Raw genomic sequence first — 15,579 nt, forward strand, 5'->3', positions numbered from 1 at the left:
ATGTTTAATAAGTTTTTCAAAAACAAAAATGAGCGAATTAACAATCCCGAGCATCGAAAAAGAAGACATTAGCCCACCTAAGATCGAGGCCGGCGGTACGGCAATTGTGCTACAGAGGCATGAAAAATACGACCGCGACCGAAGCTCTGAACGCTCAGGCTCCGTCTTCGAGGATGCTGCTGAAGCCGCCAAAGAACGAGCTTTGGCTTTTTTTAAGGAACTTCTATCCAACGAAGATCCAAATAGTCCCACCTACGTTTTCTTTGGCTCAAGCGACACCCAGTACAACAACAAAGGACGCCGCAGCTTGGAAACAGCCGAGCTAGCACAGCAGGCCTGCATCGAAGTTATGGAGTCGCTAGGCATCAATCCTGCGGAAAGAATACTCAACCTCAACACCAACCACAGTTTAAAAAAATTCGACAGTAATCAACAAGGGCAAGATTTAAACATTCGGCCAATTATTAAATTGCGGGAGCCAAATATTTTTGGAGACCACGATAACCACCGACTAGGGGGCATAGATAAGGAGGCCGCCGCCAAGTCTGGCGACCGGCGCTACTTCGACTACATGATCCAAAAACACGGTTCGGAGGGTGACGAGGCATGGACTCCAGAAGTTTGGGCCATACATGAAAAGGACGGTGAAGAGGAAAAGAGACGTGAGCTTGGGGCCGAGGGAGTTTATGACATCTTGGACAGAACAAAACGCGCCCTTGCTGGACTTGCGAGATATTCTGAAGCTTTTCATGACAAGAATCCTGAGGCTAAACTACTACTATGGGTTACCAGCCATTACGACACCATAAGTCCTCTTGTGAAAGATGCTCAAGGAATCAGTTTGAAAGGTGATGAGTATCTGAAGGTTGATTACGGAGGCGGGGTCGTCATCAACCTGCCAAAAGGTGGCGAAACCGTCTTGGAGGCTAGGAGTCAAAAGGTGCCGCTCGCTATCGGCAGGGTAGCGGTGGGTTAAGCCGTCAGGGCGTCTACAGCCGCTTGAATAGTTTTGAAAAGCGGGACACCGTGATCGGTGTGCCACTTTTTAATAACAGTTATGTGGCTCTGAACTTGGTCGAGAGCATCACTCTTAGCGCCACCATCGTAGTTATTATGCTCGCGGTAAGCAATGTAAGATTTGTGCGTTTCCCAGTCGGGAACAACCACGGCATCAGGCTTTAGCCAATAGTTAGAGGCCCCCATGACCCAAAAACCTTTGGTCTTGGCCTCCATAGTTATAAGATCGCTACGCTGATCAACTCTGTTGATAACATCTAATGGCTCTTCCCACCACGCCCCATCGGGATGGGCGCCGGCACCAATCCACAGATCATCGCCATCAATCCAGTGAGGCTCCGCTTGATTTTTGCAAAAATGCGTCTTACCGGCACCGGACGGGGCTAGAATAAAGAGACCTTTTTGGTGGGTTTTGTACTTAAGAGCCAATTGCTGGTAAAAATTCGAACCATCGCGGAGAATTAAAGGTTTTAGTTCCATACGCTCATGATATCAAATGGCGGAGAGGGAGGGATGTTCGACCCAACCCGTCAAAAAGCTCTGCTTTTTGCGGTCGGGCCCGCCTCGCGGTTTGCCTGAGCGGGCAAACATCGCTCCGGCCGTTCGAATCCCACGCGGGCCAAGCAGTTGTCTCGCTTCGCCTCGTACCAAATTAATAAACCCAGCTAGCGCTGGATTCATTAATTTGGCGGAGAGGGAGGGATTCGAACCCTCGCTGGAACTTTCGCCCCACTATCGATTTAGCAAACCGACCCCTTCAGCCTCTTGGGTACCTCTCCATTGTATTTAACTAGCCTGGCGGAGAGGGTGGGATTCGAACCCACGGTACCGTTTCCGGCACGACGGTTTTCAAGACCGTTACCTTCAACCGCTCGGTCACCTCTCCACGGAGGCCCTTAAACAGAGGTAAGTATACCAGCTCGCGGGTGGTTTATCTAGACCGTTATATAAGTTAAAATAAGCATAAGCCCTGGTTGTTAAGCTTTCTGTACTGTTTTAGCAATAAGGCAACAGTTTCACAGAGTAGTTTCATGCTCGGGACGGTGAACAGTCAACAAAATTTCGGCGTCAGCCGACAGAAAGTCTACCACTAGATAAGCATGGCAGAGGAAGAAAATAATTGGGTATACCATTCTAGTGAGAGCGGCACCTCCACCAAGAAGAAATCGCAACCAGTAAGTTGGGAAGCCTCCGAGTATATCGACCACAAGCAAGGTCCGTTATGGTTCTTGGCGCTTAGCGTGGGAACGGCGATTATCGCGGCCGGAATATATATTTGGACCAAGGATTATTTTGCCACTGGAGCTATCATAGCGGTGGGCGTAATTGCTGGAGTTTTTGCCCATCAAACTCCTAGAAAGCTGAGCTATGGGTTATCTGGCAACACCTTAACAATCGGCGATAAAGAATATCATCTGTCGGAGTTTAAGTCGTTTTCTATCATCGAAGAGGGAGCAATCAGCAGCGTAGAGTTGACACCACTCAAAAGGTTTATGCCGCCCCTGTCTGCTTTTTTTGAAACTAAAGATCAAGATAAAATTATTGACGCTTTGGCGGATTATCTCCCCTACGAAGACAAAGAACTCGATGGAGTTGAACGCCTTAGTCGCCGCCTCCGCTTCTAGACTGGCAATTACCCCTGTTATCTGCTAAAATTATCCATTGTACTAAAGGATTCCTATTGTACAACAAGGGGTCCCCGGCAAAGCTTGCCTTTGTTGGGGTAAAGGAGGAACGTAGCCTCAAGTCATTATTTTGCTGGGCAAAATTAGACAGAGGCGCAAGTTCCGACGCGCGCGTGTAGCTCAGGTAGCTCAGACAGGACAATCGCGTCGAGCTTGCGGTTCAGCACTTTTGAAGTCCTCATAGTTCAATGGATAGAACACTGGCTTGCGGAGCCGGCGATAGAGGTTCGAATCCTCTTGAGGGCACCAAAATTGCTGAACTAGCCGAAGTTGGGGTCCCCACAAAATATATTTTGTGGGGTATTTGTGTCGTAGGTTCAAATCCTGCCACGCGTACCAACTTAAAACCACCTCATCTCGAGGTGATTTTTAATTTAGAATTACGCTACTCGTTGACGCCCAGCGCGGCGTGAGCAGCATCAACGTCGCTGTCGTAAATGCCGTCAACTACTATAATCTTTTTGCCTTCTTTAATAAACGCACGCCAATGATCTTCGGATTCTTTGCGAACTATAATCTTTCCCATAACTCCTCCAAAAAGTTAGTGCGCTATCTACTATCTAAGATAAGCGTACCTGCCGCCGTAAAATTTTTATCATTGAGCTTTACCTAGCGTGCTGCTAAACTGTGGCGTGATTCATGCCGGCAAAGATAAGAGCAGTGTTTCTAAAACAATCCGGTGAGCTACTGGAAGATGAGAGAGTTGGCGGGCATTGGCGGGCAGCCGTCAAAGTGGCCGCTAAAATTGCGAATGCTCATCGCAAATTAAACGAGTTACATGTCAGCGGCTTAACCGTAGTTATTGGGGCGGGCAACATAGCCCGTGGTAATACCCTTAAAGCGCAGGGTTTGGCCGATAAATACGCCGACGCAATTGGGCGCTGGGGAACGATCGGCAACGCCATGGTTTTGGTGGGCGCCCTAGAGGCCGCTAAAGTGCCGGTCGAGGTGCTAATAACCGCGAACATGCAGTACCAAGATCCGAAGTTTTCTTTCGACAGCTACAGCCCTCAAAAAGTACTAGCCGCCCATCGCCGGGGAAAAATAGTAGTGATTGCCGGAGGAACCGGCGAAGATAACGTGACAACAGATAATGCCGTAGCCTTTTATGCCAAGGACTTTCGGAAAGTGTTCGACGGCGAAATTGCAGTGCTCAAAGGCACTAAATATGACGGCGTTTACGATAAAGATCCAGCCAAAAATAAGGATGCTAAAAAATATCCGACCATTAGTGCCAAATTTATGCGTGATAACTACGAACAGTTCAAAGTTGTTGATAAAAGAAGCTTAGACCAGCTCATTGATGGGGATTTAACCATGCTCATTTATAGCGAACCCCTTCACCCGCTAGAAAAAGTATTGGCTCTTAAAGATTATCAAATTGGCACCCTGGTCACGCCAGACTAAGAAGTTTTGGGCTCTACTTTAGAGGTGCAGAATTGGCAGCGAGAGGCCTTTCTAGGGATGACTCCAAAGCAGTATGGACATTTTCGAGTAGTGGGCTCTGGGGTTTCTTTAGTGCGCATAGCTAGCTCGCTTAATTTGTTGATGGGCTGCACTACAAAGAAGAAAACAACAAACGCGATTACTAAAAACGACACCAGCACATTAATGAAGTCACCATAATGAAATACGTGGTTCTTGCCAATAGCAAAAGTTGCCGAAGCAAAACCATCGGCGCCGTTAACTGGCAAAATTGGCGTAATAATATCTTTAACTAAAGCCTGAACAACACCGTTAAAAGCCGAGCCGATAACAACACCGACGGCTAGGTCAATAACGTTTCCGCGGAGGATAAACTTTTTAAATTCGTTAAACATTAACTACTCCTTATCCATCAATTAAACCAGCAATTAGGGCTCTAGCAAAGAGTTAGGGATTTAATTGGCGCCGCGCTTCGGACTGAGAGTTTTTGTTCATGGCCGCGGCTTTGCTACCCGATCTGTTGCTGATCCAAGTAAAAATATTTTCCGAGAAAATAAACACTAGCGCCAGCAGCAGATAAACAGTGCCGCAAACCACAAAGCTCTTGTCAATTGGATGGGTTAGATCCGTAATAACGCTGCGCACCTCTGTTTGGGTAACATTGTTCGAGATTTTAATATTCGGCACCACTGCTTTCTTAACGACTTCGTCGAAACCCCAGCCAAAAGCCAGCGTCAAGATTCCGGCTACGGCCAACGCGAGGCCCACCCGTCGAAGGCCACGGCCTCGAGTTGAACTTAGCATTACTATGGCAATGGCCAGTAAAATGACCAGGGCTGCTAGGTAGTAAGGTGCCTTTTTGAAGTGCTGGTATCTGTTCGGCAAATTCCGCAGTTGGTCACTAAAAATGCTTTGATTAGAATTAGAGCTTTTAACGCTACTGGCTGTTACGTCGGATTGGCCCAGGTAGTCTTGGTTGTTAGCAATCTGTGATTTAACCTGAGTGGCAATTTGTAAGGGGCTTACCCCGGGCGGCAAACAGCTGGCATTTATAACATCGGTAGAAATCCGTGATAACGACGTACAGGTTGGCAGGGTTGCGGCTCTTTGCTCAATAACCAAAGAAATGTTGTTGGCTAATTTGTCTTTGGGACCCGCTAGGCTGATGTTGAAGTTCGGAGTCTGAGTTTTACCGTTCAACCAGGCGTAAATACTATCTATAATCTTGTCGGCGTCGCCCTGGACTTCAGTGGGTGTTAGCGAAGATTCGGCAGCGGATTTGATCTGAGGATCGTTCAGAGGAATATTGCCAACCGATGTCGAAATGCTCTGCGTTTGCGCTAAAGCATTTGGAACGATTGTTTTATAAATTCCGCTATCGGCCAGTGCCTTTTTGACGTTGGCAGAGTTACCAGCCGTATGGTTAATACCTATGCTTATGGCTAAGCTAAGCAGGGTCAGAGTCAGCAAGCTAGTAAAGCTAGCTACCAGGCTTTTTCGAATGAAGCTCATAGCGCTTATTGTAGCTTAAGGCTAGTGACTTATGGCAAAAAAAGCTTTAAAATTCCCCTGTTAGCCAGCTTGGAGAGGTGACCGAGTGGTTGAAGGTGCCGCTCTCGAAAAGCGGTGTGCCGGTAACGGTACCGAGGGTTCGAATCCCTCCCTCTCCGCCAATAAAAATTCCTCGGCCGGCAGGTCGGGGTATTTTTATTGCTGAAAGTACGGCTCGGTTCCTCGGGCGGCTGCTTTAGCAGGCGCAACCGAGGGTTCGTTGGAACGAAAGCACGCGCAGGAATTTATTTTGAGCATGCTTGAGTGGAGAAGGACGCAGTCCGCTATCCCTCCCTCTCCGCCATTATTAGAATGTGAAATCACGCATAGCGTAAAAGAAAAATACAGAGAAAAGAACGATGGTAATTAGCACAGTTACGATTATAAGATTGGCTGCATTCGCCAAGTGATCCACTAAGCGTTTCTTAGCAAATTTATTCTTACGCCATTTTTTTATCCCAACCACAGAGGTCACAAAGGCGGTGGTAAAAAATATCCACGAAATTGTTTGCAATATCCAGCTTATTTCGTTGCTCGTATTAATGCCTATCCTATCTGCCGCCCAATAAGCCAAGGTGAGTTGTAGTATTGCCAATATAGCCAGTTGATTACTGCTCATAAGTCGGATTATATAGCTATAAGCGTTTTGCGAAAACTAATGCGTCTACCGATTTTGCTCCGGCTTTTCGTAACACGCTTGTCGCCTCGCGAATAGTCGCGCCGGTAGTTAAAACATCGTCAACTAAAAGAATGTTGCGCCCCGTTATTTTTTGAGGGTTTGAAATATAAAAAGCTTTTTGCAACTGCTTGATCCTATCTGAACGCCTAGCGCCAACTTGACGGGATTGCCCGACGCGCTTAAGGCAGGGCATGGACTTAAAGCCTAAGTTGTCGGCCAGAGTACGGGCCAGTAGGGAGCAGTGATCAAAACTTCTTTCTCGAACGCGCGCCGTGGCTGTAGGCACCGGCACTATGACATAGTCCAGGTTCGCAAATGCACCGTTAATATAAGGCTGAGCAGAATTAGTCATAATGGTGGCGATTTCTCGAACTGCCGTGCGAAGGTGTTTAAATTTATAAGCTTGAATTAGTTGCTGCGCTACACCATCGTAATCGGTAGCTATAATGACGTGCCTAGGAGAGCCGGCCTGGCAGCGCTTGCAGCTGCGTGCAAGCGGACTGAGCGCACCGCAGTTGTAGCATCGCTCGCCAAAAGGAACGATGTTAGCCTCCAGGCAGGGCTCGCATAAACTAGCGCCTTCGGCGCCGCAGCCCACGCAATCGGGCGGCGCCAACCACCCAATAACTCTTTCCAAAACGCTCATGCCACTGTTGTAATTCTTCTGTTGTTAAAGTTCATGGTAACATATTGTAACCCGATAATGCCTAAGCTATACTAGCATTAACACAAAGATGCAAATCTAAAGATAAACGCACCTGGCTCAAAGTGCATTCATCTTTACACCTAATAATTAATTTCGGAGGGAGATAAAAATGGCTCGAGGTAGCCGACAACAGCAAGATGATCTTTTGATGGGCGATGATATCACCGCCGCTTTCCTAAGCGAGGATGAGATTATCGACGACCCAGCAGCAGCTGCCGCTCCAGCCGCTGTCGACGCCGAGTGGGACGAAGAAGAGCCGGTAGCAGGCCAGCTGGCGGTTGACGTTTATGAAACTAAAGAAAAGCTGGTCGTTAAGGGCCGCGTTGCCGGCGTTAACAAAAGCGAACTAGATGTTAGCATCTCTGACAATACTTTGACTATTCGCGGCACACTGAGCGCCGGTAGCGAAGATAACGTTGAGAATTATTTCTTGCAAGAATGCTATTGGGGCGAGTTTAGCCGCAGCATCGTTCTGCCGGTGGCCGTCAAAGAAGACGAGATCGAAGCAGTCCTTAAAGATGGCGTCTTAACCGTCAGCTTTGCTAAGCAAAAGCAAGATACCGTCAAAAAGATCCAAGTTCTTTAATCCTAAGTTTTAGGGGCAGAATAAATAATCCCGAATTAACCGGGATTATTTTTTTAGGCTAGTTTAGCCGGTAATGTTTTTGATAGTGAAGTGTACCAGCAATTGCGATAAAGCCACGATAACCAAGCCGATGATGGCATAAAGAATCGTATTTTTAGCACTAGTTACGCTAGAATCGCTGCCACCACTCGTCACATAGCGGAAGCCGCCAAAAATTATCATTATGACAGCCACCACTCCAACTACAGCCGATAAGAGGTTGACTATGTGGTGGACAAGGTCCTGGATGCTATTGCTGGCCTGGCCAACATTGCCACAGGATGCGTCGGGCGTTGACTGGGGGAACTTTAGGTTAGAGCCGCATTCTAAACCGTTATTAATAGTTTGCTGAACGGTTTGGGCCGACACAAGGCCGCCCACTCCGAGGAGTAGCGAAAAGCCGAACATCAGGGCAATCAGTTTAGCCTTCATGCTTTATATTATAGTCTTTTAGGACGTAGCTTGGCTAATTACGAAGTGAACAATGACTTGGGCGATGGCGACAATTACTAAGCCGATGATGGCGTAGATAATCGCGTTTTTAGCCGTTTTGACACCACCTTCGCTACCAGCACTGGTAACATAACGAAAGCCAGCGTAGATAATCATGACAACTGCCACAATGCCGATAAGGGCTGAAAATACGTTAAGGATAGTTTTAATCTTGCCGCTTAAGCTGTTGCTGTCAGTCGTACAGTCGCTAGTTGCTCCTGGACTGGCAGTCCCGCTCAAATTGAAGTTGCTACCGGCACACAAATTGCCATTAATAGTCTGTTGCTGAGTGCTCTGAGCATAGCTAACCGCTGGCGCTAACACCGGCGCCGCAAAGACGGCTAGCAGGCTGATAGCCATCACTAGGTTTTTGATTTTTTGGATCATTTTAGAATAGTTCCTTTATTACTGCTTTTAACTTATATCTAAGCATAAGAAGTGTCAACCCAGCACCTAGCATCAATATTGGTAAAATCGCCTCATGTACTCTCTCTATCTGCTAAGGAGCCTTGAGACGAAAGAGTTTTACGTTGGTGCAACCCTGACTTAAGAGGCGATTTTACTCACACAACGCCTGTAAGAATATCGCCACCAAACACGGAGCACCTTTGAGGTTGGTTTATTATGAGGCATACTCGACTAAGACAGACGCCGTTCGAAGAGAAGCTAGACTGAAGCAATACGGCCAGGCTCTACGCCAAATCAAGGCCAGAATAACCTTAGTCGATTGATGCTAGGTGCTGGGTCAATAAGCTTATGCTAGTGGAGATTGGCGTTGGATGACTGGTCATAACCCGAGGCTGGCGGACTGGCGTCGGCGGTAGAAGATACATTGGCGATGACAAAATGAACGATTATTTGAGCCATGGCGACAATAAGCAGACCAATCATGGCGTAAATAATGCCGCTTTTAGCGGCCTTGACAGAACCCTCGCTGCCCGCACCAGCCACCAGCCTAAAGCCGGCGATGACAATCATAATTACGGCCGCTACGCCGGCGACTGCCGACAAAACATTTAAGATGGTCTTTATGGTGTTAGCAATGGTATTCCCCGGGTCGCTCGGCGCACCTTTTTGGCCAGCAGCCTGGTTAACACCCGACTGTATTGAGTCTTGAACGGCGTCAGCATAAACAAAAGATGGATTTACGGCCAAGCTTATTGGCAGCAGGGCGAGAACAGCGATAATAAGAGTCTTAATTTTGGTAATCATAAGCGTATTATAACAGCGTTCCTATTATGAAGCTGGCCAGGACCCAGGCCAGGGCGGCAATGATTAGACCCACTATGGCCGAGGTTATGCGGCTTTTGGCGCTTTTGACGTTTTCGGGGCTGCCGCCAGAGGTAATTAAGTTTATGCCGGCAACCACAATGATAATAATCGAGGCAAAACCAATAATCAGACTTAGGACTTTGGCGGTTTTAGCGATCGCGTCTATGGCTGGATTTTTATCTTTGCCCTGTTGCTCGTTAGCCTGCTGACAAATGGCCGAGTTCTGGACGTTTGTGTTGGTGTTATTATTGCAGGCCCGATTTAGCGGATTGTAGCTGCCGATGGCTGCTGCTCCCGAGGCTAAGCTTATACTCGCAAATACCCCAGCAAACATAAGAGCGAGACACTGAAGTAATCTTTTCATGTTTGCACCTTCAGTATAAATTCAACGATGGTCGAGGCCAGACCAATCACCAAAAGCCCAATAAAGGTATAGATAATCATACGCTTAGATTGCCCAACCATTTCGGAGTTGTCGCCGGCCAGCGTATAGCGCAGAGCGGCAATTAAAAGAATTAAGAAGGCTATAGCGCCAATTAACACATAAAAAACGTTTAGAGCGTGCTGGATGGTCGTGCCGTTGGCCGATGTATCGGTGTGCGGCAAAGCGATATCGTTTTTATTTAATATTTGTTCGGCGATATATTTCAACATATTTTTAACTCAGGGAATTTCCTACAAAAGTTACCATGGCAGTGGCCGCCATCACAATGGCTAGGCCAACTATCGCATGAACAATACTGCGTCGGGAACTGGTGATTTTCTGCGGATTACCAATCGCCAGTAAGTAATTTACGCCGGCAACCATAATCATAACTACCGCAATAATACCGGCAATGTGCAGCATAATATCGAGTATGCCCAGTGCCGCAGCAAAAATATCAGATTTGATGTTGAAATTAATAATGCATTCGTTTGCGGTACTCGAGCTAGTGTCTAAGAATTGCCACCAGTGTGGGATGCCAAAGAACCCGCCCTTGCTGCAAGCATCAGCTAGGTAGGGAGCAATCATGCGAATAGCCCTCCGGGGATTAGCCACTGCAAGAAGCCGAATATCAGCATATAGAGAACTAGCGCGATCAGTGCATTAGCAATGCGTTTTTGGGCCGCTCCAATTTCGTTAGAGTTATCGCGTGCTAAGGAATACTGAATACCGCCCAAAATTACCATTCCAACGACTATAACCCCTACCAGGCCGCTGGCTATATTCACTACTGTACGAACATCGGCAATGAACTTATTGTGGCTCAAGCACTCTTGCTCGGTTTTGTTCACGCAGCCGTTACCAAAAGTGCTGCCAGCATCTGATCCAGCGGCTAACGATACGTGGGGGATAAAGAAACCAAGGCTAAGTATAAGCGTTGGCAAAAGCAGTAACAGTTTTAGTTTTTGTATCATGTCGCTACCTTTTTTAAGCATAACAGTTTGGCGATATTTGGCAAGAAAAGCTTAAGTGCTTTTAATCTGTTGCAAGCATAAAAACTATGGTACTATTTGAAACAGATATATATAAGAATAAAAATGAGACTGACTAAAAGACTTGGGTTGGGCACAGTTTTAACCGTCTTGACGGTAGCCGTGCTGATGGGTCTAGTCGGATCGCGCCCAGTTAAAGCCGTTGCCGGATCTTGGTTTAGTACCGCCAACGTCCAGGCGGTATCTGGCGGTTCGGCCTTTTACTTTACGGACACGGGCGGCAAAACCGTGAATGTGAGCATAAAAGACCAAAACAATAAGTCGGTTACGGTTGGTTTTACCATAAACGGCAATGTAGCGCCGCAGAAAAACAACACATACATCTACACCAACTCAGCTGACTTTTGCCAGCCAGCAGACGGCAGCTATCCACCGGGCACTTACCAAAAAAACAGCACCATTGCCGTGCAGATCACCGGCAACAATCCTACAACCGGCAAGATTGTCCAAACCTATATAAACGGATTTACGCAAGAAAATGTTGGTGTTTGGCCCGGTCAAAACCAAACCAACTGCGGTATAGTCGTGGGCACCGGCAACAACCAGCAACACTATCCAGTAGCAATAAAACAAGATAGCGTGAGCGTTAAAAACTCTTCGCAGGCATCCGGGCCCGGCTCTAATTTCACCAAAAGCGCTGTTAGTAATTCCGTATTCAAATTTGTGGGCAACGCTGGCGTTATAAAAATGGCCCTGCCGGGGTCTTCTGGCACCGACGCTACTTTTGTAGATAAGCAACCCTACGACAAAGATTTTAACTACGTTTCGACTTCCAAGGTTTTTTGCGATGGCAACGGCGGATTAAGAACGGGTCAGCTGAACCTAACGCCGACTTCAACTTTTGACAGTATTGCCATTAAAGCGCAGACGGCGTTTAGCTACTTTAACGGTTCTAAATGTGTTTCGGACCCAATCACCATTAGTGTTAATAATCCCCAGGACAAGCTCACCGGTGGCATCACCTCCACGCTGGCCGAAGAATTTGCCCAGTGGGACACCGACAGCAAAGGCAATGCTGTTATCGATATCTTAAAGTGCAACACCAGTGATGCGACCTGTTCCACAGATTTTCAAATGTCTGTACTGCAGAATGCCGGCAACAAAACATATGTTCAGAACAACTCCAGCCAGTGCGGTGGCTACAACGTAAAGCTCGATTCAGTCAATGGATACACGGGTAATTTTTATCAGAACGGATCTAGCAACTGTAGCCAGTCCAACAATAGGATCGTTGGCATAACTGGCACCTACAATCAGGCTGCAGCCCCAGCTACACCCGCAGACGGCGGCGGCACAGTATCCAATCAAAGTTGCGACACCAGCACCTGGAGTTTTGGCTGGCTATTTTGCCCAATCTTATCTGGCATAGATGATGTGATCAGCAATCCCCACTATGGTTTAGACGCCGTAATTCAGGGTCAGCTCAACTTTAACACTAATGAGAATCTTGCCAATTCTGGCGTTGAGCCAGTTTGGACGGCCATTCGCGACATATCGAGCATATTTTTGATAATTATCATGCTGGTGATGGTTATTGCCCAGGCGCTGGGTGGACTTGGGGGCCTGGACGCTTACACCGTTCGAAAAGTTTTGCCAAAAATAATTATCGCGGTTATTGCCGCTCAGATTTCCTGGAATTTGCTGATTTGGGTAATTAATGTGGCCAACGACGCCGGCCAGGGAATAGCAGACCTTATGTTCTTCCCGTTCCCGGGCGGGGCGTCCGCTATGCAATTGCAGAATCTAATAGCTAATCTGGGCGCCGGGGCGCCGGCCGGCATAACCAGCGCGGCGCTATTTTCTGGTGCTTTAGTGGTTATTTTAAATCCGTTTGGGATTGCGATTTTTGCACTGGCCGCAATCATGGCCGTTATAACCGCCGTGGCCAGCTTAATGATTAGAACAGCGCTCATTATTGGCTGTGTAATATTCTTCCCGCTGTTTATGATGGCTTGGATATTACCGGGCACTAAAAAATACTGGGACATGTGGAAGAGCAATTTTTCTAGGTTGTTGATAATGTTCCCCCTAATCATGGCCATGATTGCCGTAGGCCGGATCTTTGCTTGGATTGGGGGCCACAATGGTTCCACCGGCCTGTTTGACGTTATTGCCGTACTGGTGGGCTATTTTGGCCCGTATTTCTTTATTCCAAAAGCCTTTAAGTGGGGCGGCACACTGCTCACCCAAGCTAACGGCGCCATCAGCGGTGTGACTAGCAAAATTGGCGAGGGCCCAAAGAAGATTCTGCAAGAACGCCAAAAAGAGCTGGCTCACCAGAAGCAAATCAGCGCCGCCATGAGACTCAATGAGTTAGAGCGTGGCAATGCAGGATTCCGAAAGAAATTTGGCAGCGCTATTAGAGGAGACAAGTTGCGCTCCGGTGAGTGGGACCCGACTTACATAGGTATGCCTCCTGGTATTGGCCGAAAGGAAATGATGCGTCAACGACGTGAAAAGATGGCTAAATTCCGTGCCGCCGTACCAAGAGCCGAGGAAGAGGAAATTAAAGACGCATTTGATAAGTTAACTCTTCAACAGGCAACAATGACCGAGGACCAGCGCAGGGATAACTACAGGCGCATTATCAATGATGGAAACTCATCCTCAGCAGAAATTCAAGCTGCCCTAAAACAAGCGCTGTCAGATCGCGACTACGCCACTGTCGAAGACTGGGTTAACGCCAATACGAACAGCGAACATGGCCGCGAACAAATCAACACTTTCCGCAAACTCAATGCCGGCGAACTATCTGTAAGAGTTCCTCACTTGCTTAAGGGTGATCTAGATATAGATCCTAGTAGTCCGAACTATGGCCAACACCAAGGTATCATGCGAGCCGCCGGCAGCAACCAGCAAGAGGTTGCCCAGTTCCACGGCCGAACTGTTGAGGCTATAATTTCTCACCTATCGCAGAGGGCTCAAGCCGGCGATGCGGCAGCTGGTACTGCTTTGCAGGGATTTTTGCGGACATACGCCGCGGCCACCGCCAATCCCGATGTTAGCGGGAACATTAATCAAGACGCTGCGAATGTTGTTCGTCGTTTCGTAGACGAGCATCAAGCTGTAGCATACGACCCAGCCGGCAATCCAATCACTTATTATCGATCGAGGCAGGGCCTGGGGCATGTTGAGCAAGGACCTGGCATGACGTACCGAGATAGCCTGATTCACGATCCCTCTTTTGCCCAAACCGTAAGTACTTTGACTACTAATGTACAGGACGGGGGAGTTATTACGCCAGGCTCAAGATCAGCCCCGCCGCCAGCCGCAGACCCAACAGTTATTCACCTACAACACCAAACCAACTATAATGTCAGCCTGCCTCCAACGGCCGCCATTACAGCACCACCAGCTGGCGCGCCGCCAAACCCCCAAAGAGAGGCCTATAAAGCCAGCGTTATTTCCGACGAAAGTACCGCTCAGACCCTGGCCCACAGCTTGGCCTACGACGTCGATCCTGCCGGACGAGCAACCCACATATCAGCCCTACAGGAACTTAGAACAGCCAGCGTTGGTAATGCCGACAGGACTGCTGCCTATAACTCGGTTATTACACGAATTCAACAAGCCTATACCCAAAGAGTCCGAGACGCAGCCGAACACGCCAGGGCCAACCCGCCAGCCGGCATGACACCAGATCAAGCTGCCGCGGCCGCTAGCCAAGCGGAGCAAGCTGCGATCGCGCCGCAGATGCAAGCTTTTGAAAGCATGAGGATAATTTAATGGCAGTCTACAAAGTGATCCAGGATATCGAAGCCGAAGACAAGTTGCTTGGGCCGCTGAGCCTTAAAGGATTTGTCTATGCCGCTACGGCAGCACTGCTGGGTTTCATAAACTTCAAGTTGCTGGTTAGCGAAGCGCTGGGTCCGGTAAAGTGGGTATTCATTTTTCTATTTATATTTCCGATGATTTTATTCGCCGTACTGGCTAGTCCATTGGGCCGTGAACAACCGACCGAAGTCTGGCTGCTAGCGCGTATTAAGTTTTTACTCAAACCTCGTCAACGTATTTGGAGTCAGCTGGGACTAAATCAGCTAGTAACAATAACTGCCCCAAAGAAAGAAGAGCAGCATCTTATCAAAGACCTTTCTCAAAATGAGGTGCAGAGTCGTCTGCAAGTTTTGGCACAAACTCTAGATACTCGTGGTTGGGCCGTCAAAAACGTGGCCGTCAACTTAAATACGTCTCCGGACTATTTGCAGGCAGCCGACCAAAACTCCGACCGGCTTATTGGCACCGATGTGCTAAACGTACCGGCACCAGTTATAGATGTTCGACCAGATGACGATATTCTAGACGCCCAAAGTAACCCAACCGCTCAAAATTTCCAATCGCTTATGCAACAAGCCGAAGAAACCCGCAAAAAAGAATTGGCCGATAAGCTAGAGCAGGCGCGCAAGACTGGCATTATTTCTAAACCAAGCGCACCCAAAGAGAGCAATGATACCAAGGAACTGCTCAACGAAATGCACAAACGGGCCCAATTCTATACCGGAAAAACAGATACACCCTCAGTGACACCCGAGGTGCAAACTGCTAAACTGGAGCTAGCCCAAAGCGGTAATGATTTAAGCGTGGCCACGATTGCCAATTTGGTTAATCGAGGCAGCGACGAAATAGTGGTACCGCTACACTAGCGCCTAGGGGT

At 48.0% G+C, this 15,579-nt stretch carries 19 protein-coding genes and 4 tRNA genes; 8 read left to right on the forward strand and 15 right to left on the reverse strand.

Annotation, left to right across the window (positions count from 1 at the left end):
* Positions 1-28 precede the first annotated feature (28 nt).
* On the forward strand, positions 29-976 hold the full coding sequence (locus tag VFT49_03275) for a hypothetical protein (protein HEU5005080.1): 948 nt from the start codon (positions 29-31) through the stop codon (positions 974-976).
* Here the strand turns inward: VFT49_03275 and VFT49_03280 are convergent.
* From VFT49_03280 to VFT49_03290, 3 genes are all read right to left on the reverse strand, one after another.
* Positions 973-1,497, reverse strand: coding sequence for a hypothetical protein (locus tag VFT49_03280; protein HEU5005081.1), 525 nt, complete (start codon positions 1,495-1,497; stop codon positions 973-975). The genes VFT49_03275 and VFT49_03280 overlap by 4 nt on opposite strands.
* A gap of 206 nt (positions 1,498-1,703) precedes the next feature.
* A tRNA-Ser gene (locus VFT49_03285) sits at positions 1,704-1,796 on the reverse strand.
* A gap of 17 nt (positions 1,797-1,813) precedes the next feature.
* A tRNA-Ser gene (locus VFT49_03290) sits at positions 1,814-1,903 on the reverse strand.
* A gap of 214 nt (positions 1,904-2,117) precedes the next feature.
* On the opposite strand from VFT49_03290, the gene VFT49_03295 reads away from it, so the two are divergent.
* Both VFT49_03295 and VFT49_03300 read left to right on the forward strand, forming a co-directional pair.
* A complete protein-coding gene (locus VFT49_03295; GenBank protein HEU5005082.1) occupies positions 2,118-2,642 on the forward strand; it encodes a hypothetical protein in 525 nt (174 codons plus the stop codon).
* A gap of 234 nt (positions 2,643-2,876) precedes the next feature.
* Positions 2,877-2,951: transfer RNA gene (locus VFT49_03300), tRNA-Arg, on the forward strand.
* Between the two features lie 136 nt (positions 2,952-3,087).
* On the opposite strand, the gene VFT49_03305 is transcribed toward VFT49_03300, so the two are convergent.
* Positions 3,088-3,228, reverse strand: a complete 141-nt coding sequence (locus VFT49_03305) for a hypothetical protein (GenBank protein ID HEU5005083.1) — start codon at positions 3,226-3,228, stop codon at positions 3,088-3,090.
* Between the two features lie 113 nt (positions 3,229-3,341).
* Here VFT49_03305 and VFT49_03310 point away from each other — a divergent pair, with 113 nt between their 5' ends.
* The gene (locus VFT49_03310) at positions 3,342-4,109 is read left to right on the forward strand and encodes a hypothetical protein (protein ID HEU5005084.1); all 768 of its coding nucleotides are present in this window, start codon (positions 3,342-3,344) and stop codon (positions 4,107-4,109) included.
* Here VFT49_03310 and mscL read toward each other — a convergent pair.
* Both mscL and VFT49_03320 read right to left on the reverse strand, forming a co-directional pair.
* Complete coding sequence (gene mscL / locus VFT49_03315) at positions 4,106-4,522, reverse strand: large conductance mechanosensitive channel protein MscL (protein HEU5005085.1); 417 nt, start codon at positions 4,520-4,522, stop codon at positions 4,106-4,108. The genes VFT49_03310 and mscL overlap by 4 nt on opposite strands.
* 52 nt (positions 4,523-4,574) lie before the next feature.
* Complete coding sequence (locus VFT49_03320) at positions 4,575-5,639, reverse strand: hypothetical protein (protein ID HEU5005086.1); 1,065 nt, start codon at positions 5,637-5,639, stop codon at positions 4,575-4,577.
* Between the two features lie 71 nt (positions 5,640-5,710).
* Between VFT49_03320 and VFT49_03325 the strand changes: the two genes are divergently transcribed.
* Positions 5,711-5,800: transfer RNA gene (locus VFT49_03325), tRNA-Ser, on the forward strand.
* A gap of 185 nt (positions 5,801-5,985) precedes the next feature.
* Here VFT49_03325 and VFT49_03330 read toward each other — a convergent pair.
* Together VFT49_03330 and VFT49_03335 are read right to left on the reverse strand one after the other, a co-directional pair.
* On the reverse strand, positions 5,986-6,297 hold the full coding sequence (locus VFT49_03330; protein ID HEU5005087.1) for a hypothetical protein: 312 nt from the start codon (positions 6,295-6,297) through the stop codon (positions 5,986-5,988).
* A 16-nt stretch (positions 6,298-6,313) separates the two neighbouring features.
* Entirely contained in the window at positions 6,314-7,003 is a 690-nt protein-coding gene (locus VFT49_03335; GenBank protein ID HEU5005088.1) for a phosphoribosyltransferase family protein, read from the reverse strand.
* 169 nt (positions 7,004-7,172) lie between these two features.
* Between VFT49_03335 and VFT49_03340 the strand changes: the two genes are divergently transcribed.
* Positions 7,173-7,649, forward strand: coding sequence for an Hsp20/alpha crystallin family protein (locus VFT49_03340; GenBank protein ID HEU5005089.1), 477 nt, complete (start codon positions 7,173-7,175; stop codon positions 7,647-7,649).
* A 63-nt stretch (positions 7,650-7,712) separates the two neighbouring features.
* On the opposite strand, the gene VFT49_03345 is transcribed toward VFT49_03340, so the two are convergent.
* The 7 genes from VFT49_03345 to VFT49_03375 form a co-directional block, all read right to left on the reverse strand.
* On the reverse strand, positions 7,713-8,120 hold the full coding sequence (locus VFT49_03345) for a pilin (GenBank protein ID HEU5005090.1): 408 nt from the start codon (positions 8,118-8,120) through the stop codon (positions 7,713-7,715).
* Positions 8,121-8,138: 18 nt separating this feature from the next.
* A complete protein-coding gene (locus tag VFT49_03350) occupies positions 8,139-8,567 on the reverse strand; it encodes a pilin (protein HEU5005091.1) in 429 nt (142 codons plus the stop codon).
* A gap of 372 nt (positions 8,568-8,939) precedes the next feature.
* On the reverse strand, positions 8,940-9,392 hold the full coding sequence (locus VFT49_03355) for a pilin (GenBank protein HEU5005092.1): 453 nt from the start codon (positions 9,390-9,392) through the stop codon (positions 8,940-8,942).
* Between the two features lie 7 nt (positions 9,393-9,399).
* Entirely contained in the window at positions 9,400-9,816 is a 417-nt protein-coding gene (locus VFT49_03360) for a hypothetical protein (protein ID HEU5005093.1), read from the reverse strand.
* Positions 9,813-10,106: a pilin gene (locus VFT49_03365; protein ID HEU5005094.1), complete on the reverse strand. Its 294-nt coding sequence runs from the start codon at positions 10,104-10,106 to the stop codon at positions 9,813-9,815. Before VFT49_03365 ends, VFT49_03360 begins: the two co-directional genes overlap by 4 nt.
* Positions 10,107-10,110: 4 nt before the next feature.
* A complete protein-coding gene (locus VFT49_03370; protein ID HEU5005095.1) occupies positions 10,111-10,464 on the reverse strand; it encodes a hypothetical protein in 354 nt (117 codons plus the stop codon).
* Positions 10,461-10,850: a hypothetical protein gene (locus VFT49_03375; GenBank protein HEU5005096.1), complete on the reverse strand. Its 390-nt coding sequence runs from the start codon at positions 10,848-10,850 to the stop codon at positions 10,461-10,463. Before VFT49_03375 ends, VFT49_03370 begins: the two co-directional genes overlap by 4 nt.
* Before the next feature lie 123 nt (positions 10,851-10,973).
* On the opposite strand from VFT49_03375, the gene VFT49_03380 reads away from it, so the two are divergent.
* Both VFT49_03380 and VFT49_03385 read left to right on the forward strand, forming a co-directional pair.
* On the forward strand, positions 10,974-14,654 hold the full coding sequence (locus tag VFT49_03380; GenBank protein ID HEU5005097.1) for a hypothetical protein: 3,681 nt from the start codon (positions 10,974-10,976) through the stop codon (positions 14,652-14,654).
* Complete coding sequence (locus VFT49_03385) at positions 14,654-15,568, forward strand: PrgI family protein (protein HEU5005098.1); 915 nt, start codon at positions 14,654-14,656, stop codon at positions 15,566-15,568. Before VFT49_03380 ends, VFT49_03385 begins: the two co-directional genes overlap by 1 nt.
* Positions 15,569-15,579 lie beyond the last annotated feature (11 nt).

The organism is Candidatus Saccharimonadales bacterium, from assembly GCA_035758565.1.
Lineage (GTDB): Bacteria > Patescibacteriota > Saccharimonadia > Saccharimonadales > UBA10212 > DASTXL01.